5 protein-coding genes and 2 pseudogenes are annotated in these 5,911 nt (G+C 72.2%); 2 read left to right on the top strand and 5 right to left on the bottom strand.

From position 1 onward, the window contains the following. Positions 1–794, top strand: a pseudogene (locus G3I65_RS52870) (amidase); the annotation flags it as partial. On the opposite strand, the gene G3I65_RS52865 reads toward G3I65_RS52870, so the two are convergent. From G3I65_RS52865 to G3I65_RS52845, 5 genes are all read right to left on the bottom strand, one after another. Next, positions 766–1,803 (bottom strand): quinone-dependent dihydroorotate dehydrogenase, encoded by a 1,038-nt coding sequence (locus G3I65_RS52865; protein WP_160703777.1) that lies wholly within the window; start codon positions 1,801–1,803, stop codon positions 766–768. The pseudogene G3I65_RS52870 and the gene G3I65_RS52865 sit on opposite strands and share 29 nt — an antisense overlap. A 65-nt stretch (positions 1,804–1,868) precedes the next feature. Further along, positions 1,869–2,441 carry a GNAT family N-acetyltransferase gene (locus G3I65_RS52860; RefSeq protein ID WP_160703775.1) on the bottom strand — a complete coding sequence of 191 codons (573 nt, stop codon included), beginning with the start codon at positions 2,439–2,441 and terminating at the stop codon, positions 1,869–1,871. Between the two features lie 366 nt (positions 2,442–2,807). Further along, positions 2,808–3,854, bottom strand: a complete 1,047-nt coding sequence (gene add / locus G3I65_RS52855; protein ID WP_160703773.1) for an adenosine deaminase — start codon at positions 3,852–3,854, stop codon at positions 2,808–2,810. A gap of 123 nt (positions 3,855–3,977) precedes the next feature. Beyond that, positions 3,978–4,787 (bottom strand): DNA-formamidopyrimidine glycosylase family protein, encoded by an 810-nt coding sequence (locus tag G3I65_RS52850; protein WP_160703771.1) that lies wholly within the window; start codon positions 4,785–4,787, stop codon positions 3,978–3,980. A gap of 3 nt (positions 4,788–4,790) precedes the next feature. Next, entirely contained in the window at positions 4,791–5,684 is an 894-nt protein-coding gene (locus G3I65_RS52845) for a ParA family protein (RefSeq protein ID WP_160703769.1), read from the bottom strand. A 106-nt stretch (positions 5,685–5,790) separates the two neighbouring features. Between G3I65_RS52845 and G3I65_RS58070 the strand changes: the two are divergent. Continuing rightward, positions 5,791–5,911 (top strand): annotated as a pseudogene (locus G3I65_RS58070) (SAM-dependent methyltransferase); the annotation flags it as partial.

Here is a 5,911-nt window from a genome sequence, read left to right as displayed (position 1 = left end):
AGCACCCGCGGCTCGGCTACCCCGCCGACCTGCCCCTCGGCGAGGCGGCGAGCCTGGCGCTGAAGACCGTCGTCGCCCGGCTGACGGCGGCGGGCGCGGTGCTCACCCCGGTTTCCGTGCGGGAGCCCGGGTTCGACGGGCTCGACGCCCTCGTCGTGCCCACCGTGCCGGAGCACCCCGGGATCGCCGAAGCGCTGGCCGACCCGGCCGGCGTGGGCCACCGCCTGGCCGCCTGCACGGCGTTCGCGAACCTCCTCGACGTCGCCGCGGTGTCCGTCCCGGTGCTGCCGGGCGACCGCCGCCCGTTCGGCGTCACCTTCCTGACGCGGGCGTTCGAGGACCAGATCGCCCTCGACCTCGCGACCGTCTGCACGGACGAGCCGATGACGCCCTACCCCGAGCCGGGCGAGGACGTCGTCGTGTTCGGCGCGCACCTGCGCGGCCAGCCGCTCAACGCGGAGCTCACCGGGTTGGGCGCCCGGTTCGGCGGACCGGTCCGGACCATCGAGGGCTACCGGATGGTGCTCCTGCCCACCGAGCCGCCGCAGCCCGGCGTGCTGGCGGGCGGTGCCGTGCTCGACGGCGAACGCTGGCGGCTGTCCCCGGCGGCCTTCGAACGGTTCGCCGCGACGCTCAAGGAACCCTTCGTGCTCGACCGCGTCGAGCTGGACGACGGCACCGCGCCGCTGGCCGTCCGCTGCCTGGCCGCGGAAGGGCCTGGTCTGGACCGCTACGAGTCGTGGCGCGGGTACGTCCGGTTCGCCTCTACCGCCGGCCCGCGAGACCCCGGCTGACGCGGCGCACCAGGCCAGGTCCGTGCAGCGCGAAACCCGTGTAGAGCTGCACGAGCGACGCGCCGGCGTCCACGAGCCGGAGCGCGTCGTCGGGGCCCAGGATGCCGCCGACGCCGATGATCGGCAGGTTCCCGCCGGTGTGGTCGTGCACGAACCGCACGACCTCGGCCGCGCGGGTGGTCAGCGGCCGGCCGGACAGCCCCCCCGCCTGTCCGGCCAGGCTGCTCTCCGCGGCCGCGATGCCGTCGCGGGACAGCGTCGTGTTCGTGGCGATGATCCCGGCGACGCCGTGCTCCACCGCGACTTCCAGGAGTTCGTCCAGCGCGTCGTCGGTCAGGTCGGGTGCGACCTTCACCAGCAGCGGCGTCGGCGTGCCCGCGCCGGCCAGCTCCGCGGACGTCGACCGCAGCTCACCGAGCAGCTCGGCCAGCGCGGCGCGGTCCTGCAGCTGCCGCAGCCCCGGCGTGTTGGGGGAGCTGACGTTGATCGCGAAGTAGTCCGCGTACGGGTACAGCGCCCGCAGCGAGAACCGGTAGTCCTCGACGGCGTCTTCGAGCGGCGTGACCTTCGACTTGCCGATGCTGATCCCCAGCGGGACGCCGGGTTTGCCGTCGCGGGCCAGCTTGGCCGCGAGCGCCTCGGCGCCGTCGTTGTTGAAGCCCATGCGGTTGATCACCGCGTCGCTCGCGGGGAGGCTGAACAGCCGCGGCTTCGGGTTGCCCGGCTGCGCCAGCCGCGTCACCGTGCCGACCTCGACGAACCCGAAGCCCAGCGCGGCCCACGCGGGCAGCGCGCGGCCGTTCTTGTCCATCCCGGCGGCCAGGCCGACGCGGTTGGGGAAGCGCAGGCCCAGCACGGTCACCGGGTCGTCGACGCGCAGGGCGCCACCGAGCGCGGGCGCGGCCTTGCCGAGCCGCGAGAGGACGCCGATCGTGCGCTCGTGCACCAGCTCGGGGTCGTGGTAGGACAGCCGGTACAGCGCCGGGCGGACGATCTTGTCGAAGAACACGCCCCCATGCTGCCAAACCGCCTGCGGCCCGCGACCGGAGCGCCACTTTCACGTGAAAGCGACCACTACGCGCCGGCGGCCCGGAGGTCCTTCCACTCGTCTTCGAGCATCGCGTAGATCAGCTCGTCGGTCCACTCGCCCTTGACGATCTCGTTCTCCTTCAGGTGCGCTTCGCGGCGCATCCCGAGGCGTTCCATCAGCGCGGCGGACGCGGTGTTGCGGCCGTCACACCGGCCGATGACGCGGTGCAGGCCCAGGTCTTCGAAGCCCAGCCGGAGCAGTTCGGTGGTGGCTTCCGCGGCCAGGCCCTTGCCGTGGTGGTCCGGGTGGAAGACGAACCCGATCTCGCCCTGGCGGTGCTCGCTGCTGAGCCACTCGAGGTTCAGGTCGCCGATCAGCTGCCCGGTCGAGGCCAGTTCGACCGCCACGGCCAGGAACTGGCCTTCTTTGGTGAGGGTCGAGCTGTGGACGCGCTTCGCCAGCGCGGCGGCCGATTCGGCGCGGCTGCGCGGGCCCCAGTAGAGGTAGCGGGCGACGTCCGCGCGGGACTGGAAGGAGTTCAACGCGTCGAGGTCGCCGGGCGTGAACGGGCGCAGGAGCAGCCGATCCGTGGTGATCGGGTAGTCGGGCCTGAGCATGCTTCCAGGCTAGCGACCTTCAGCCGTCCGGGGGACAGAACGGCGAAACGCTGATCGCCGGACGGTCGTCCTGCGACGCCGGGTGGCATGACCTGCCCGGATGAGCGCATAAGGAACCCCCGGGGTGCCTCTCGAACGCCGTCAAACGTTCGAGCCCGAGCCGGACTGGTGCTCGGGAACCCCGGGGGCACGGTGACTGCCTGGTATTCGCTATCAGGCATCACGTGGAGCAGGCGATGAGCCAGAAGGTGGCTCAGCTGTAGCGCTGCTCAAAGTCCTCCACGTGCCATCCGCTAGCGGACAGCCACCTCACGAGTCCTGTTGGAATACAACTTTGGACCACCTCCTCTCTCGTGTACTGCCACGCTAGGCGAAGTTCCCCGGGTCCGGCAATGTCATTTTCGCGATCCCATTCCGCAGACCCGCTTTCCGCTGCTCGTCGAGGAAGGACGCGTCCACGGCGTTCTCCGCGAGCCGCGCGAGCTCGGCCGCGGTGAGCCCGATGGCTTCGGCGACGGCGACGTACTCGCCGGTCAACGTGGCGCCGAACATCGGCGGGTCGTCGGTGTTGAGCGTGACGACGACGCCGTGGTCGAGCATGCGCCGCACCGGGTGCGCGGCGACGCTGCCGACCTGTCCGGTCCGGACGTTCGACGTCGGGCACACCTCGAGGGGGATCCGGTGCGCGGCAAGGTGTTCCAGCAACGCGGGGTCGCCGACGCAGCTTGTGCCGTGGCCGATCCGTTCGGCGCCGAGGTCGTGCAGCGCGGACCAGATCGTGGCCGGGCCGGTGGTTTCGCCCGCGTGCGGGACGCTGTGCAGCCCGGCTTCCCGCGCCCGCGTGAAGAACGGCTCGAACCGCGCGCGGCCGACCCCGAGTTCCGGCCCGCCCAGCCCGAACGACACCAGGCCCTCGGGGCGTTCGCGCAGCGCGAACACGAGCGTCTCCTGCCCGGCTTTGACGCCCTTCTCGCCCGGGATGTCGAAGCACCAGGCCAGTTCCACGCCCAGTTCGGCGGCGCGGGCCCGGCCGGTCTCCAGCCCGGCCAGCAGTTCGTCGCCGGGCATGCCGTCGAGCAAGTGGTTGTACGGCGTCACGGTGACTTCGGCGTAGCGGCAGTTCTGCGCGGCGAGGTCGGCGGCCAGGCCGGTCACCAGCGCGCGGACGTCGTGGCGGTCGCGCACCAGCGACGTGACCGCGAGGTAGACGGTGAGGAAGTGGGCGAAGTCGCGAAAGGTGAAGAACTCCGCGAGCTCGCGCGCGTCGGTGGGGACGCCGGCGGCCGGGCGCCGCCGGGCCAGTTCGAGGACGGTCGGCAGGCTCGCCGAGCCGACCAGGTGGACGTGCAGTTCGACCTTGGGCAGGGCCTGCGCGAAGGCGCGCAAGGCCTGCCCGGTGAGGATTCCGGGCATGACGAAGCTCCCTGAGGCGGGTTTGCGGGTGACGGGGTGCCGGGCGCGGCTCAGGGAGCGAGGTCGCCGCGTTCGGTGTCGGTCCCGTAGAGCGGGAGCTTGAACGTCGTCACGGGGCCGAGTCTACTGCGGTGGGTACGGCCCGGCCTGGTCCTTCGGGCAGAACCACGTCGGTCGCCGCTGGACGTCGAGGCCCTGCGTGCGGACCAGGAGCTGCCCGCCGCAGCGGAAGCAGCCCTGGCGGGTGCGCTCGTAGACCCAGTTCTTGCGGTTGCGGTCGAGGTGGCCGGTGGTGCTCTGGTCGAAGCGGCCGGAGCGGGCGTTGGCCAGCAACAGCTTGCGGGCCAGCGCGACCGTGGTCGCGGCGTCCACTTCGGACACCGGGGCCCACGGCGTGACCCCGAGCAGGAAGGCGATTTCGCACTTGTAAAGGTTTCCCACACCGGCCATGACCCGCTGATCGAGCAGCGCGAGCCCGAGTTCGCGGTCCGGGTCCGCGGCCAGGTTCGCGACCGCGCGCGCGGCGTGCTCTGCCGACCACCGCGGATCGAGCAAGTCCGGGCCGAGGTGGGCGACGAGGTCGGCTTCCTTCGGCGTGGCAACGAGTTTGAGGTCGTGGACGCGGAAGCCGATCACCTGGACGTCGGCCGCGGTCAGGATCACGCGGGCGTGGTGGCCGGGGCGCCGCCACTTCGCGCCGGCCGGGTAGACGTCCCACATGCCGTCCATCATCAGGTGTGAGTGGAGCGTCAGGTCGCCGGAGAAGCGCGTGAAGAGGTGCTTGCCGACCGTGCCGACGCCGAGCACTTCGCGCCCGGCGAGGTCCACAGTGGCCAGCTGGGGCACGCGGAACTCCCCGCGCAGCAACGTCTTCCCGGCCAGTGCCCGGTCGAAGCGCCGCCCGACGAGGTACACGGTGTCACCTTCGGGCACGGCTCACCCGGCCGATTCGGACACCTCGGCCGGGGCCTCGGGCGTCTCCGGCGCCGGGCCTTCCGGCCAGTCCGGGCCGTCGGGCTCCTCGCCGGAGACGCGGTGCCGGCCGGCCCGGTTCGAGCGCAGGATCTTCGCCAGCACCATGTTGAACGTCAGCGCGATCTCCTGGGCACCGGGGGAGTGCCACTCGTGGATCGGGCTGCACGCGCCCTGGGCCTGCTGCACCGCGAGGCGGTCGGTGATCGCCGTCGGCATCACCAGCGAACCGAAGTTCTCGCGCAGCTCGGCGATCCGGTACTGGTGCTCGTAGGAGCGGACGCGCAGCTTGTTCACCAGCACCCCGATCGGGCGCAGCCGGGGGTTGAGGTCCTTGCTGACCTTCTCGATCGCTTCCAGCGCCCGGTGCGCGCCCGCGACGGCGTACATCGTCGGCTCGGTGACGATGAGCGCGCTGTCCGCGGCGACCAGTGCCGACTTCGTCAGCCGGCCCAGCGACGGCGGGCAGTCCAGGATCACCAGCTCGTAGGGCAGCTCGCCCAGCGGCTCGCGGTGCAGCTCGTCGAGCGCGCGGGAGAAGTTCGCCAGCCGCTCGCTGTCGGCCTCGGGGTCGTTGAGCAGCTCCAGCTCTTCGGAGCCGACGAGGACGTCGACGTCCTCGCTCCACACGCTGGGCGCGATCGCGCGCTCGAGCGTTTCCCGGTCCGGGGTCTCGAGCACGTCCGCGAGGGTGGCGTCGGTGAACGGCGGGTCGAGCGAGGTGGTGGCGTTGCCCTGCGGGTCGAGGTCGACCACCAGCGTCCGCGTGCCCCTACGCAAGGCGGCGGACGCGATACCGAGAGCGACCGTCGTCTTGCCGACGCCTCCCTTGAGGCTGAGTACGGCGACCGTGTGCACGACGACCAGCCTACGGGTGCGGGCGAGGCGCGCCGTCGGGCAAGGGGCGTTCACTCGAAGGGAGGAGCCGGGGAGGCGGGCGGGGGCGGGCACTACCCTGTCCGGCATGAAGACGGAGACCGTGGCCGCCCGGGGTTCGGGCGCCGTCCGCCGGGTGCTCGAGGCCGAGCTGAAGGCCGCCCGCGCCCGCGGCGCCGAGCACCCCCGCGTCGTCGACGTGGGCGGCG

This window comes from Amycolatopsis sp. SID8362, assembly GCF_010550475.1.
GTDB classification, from domain to species: domain Bacteria; phylum Actinomycetota; class Actinomycetes; order Mycobacteriales; family Pseudonocardiaceae; genus Amycolatopsis; species Amycolatopsis eburnea.
The sequence above is the reverse complement of the archived record's forward strand: the minus strand, read 5'-3'. Positions and strand labels throughout refer to the sequence as shown.

Excerpts from the sequence above, each read along its gene's own strand:
- add (WP_160703773.1), bottom strand. The coding sequence starts at position 3,854 with ATGCCCGGAATCCTCACCGGGCAGGCCTTGCGCGCCTTCGCGCAGGCC.
- G3I65_RS52860 (WP_160703775.1), bottom strand. The coding sequence starts at position 2,441 with ATGCTCAGGCCCGACTACCCGATCACCACGGATCGGCTGCTCCTGCGC.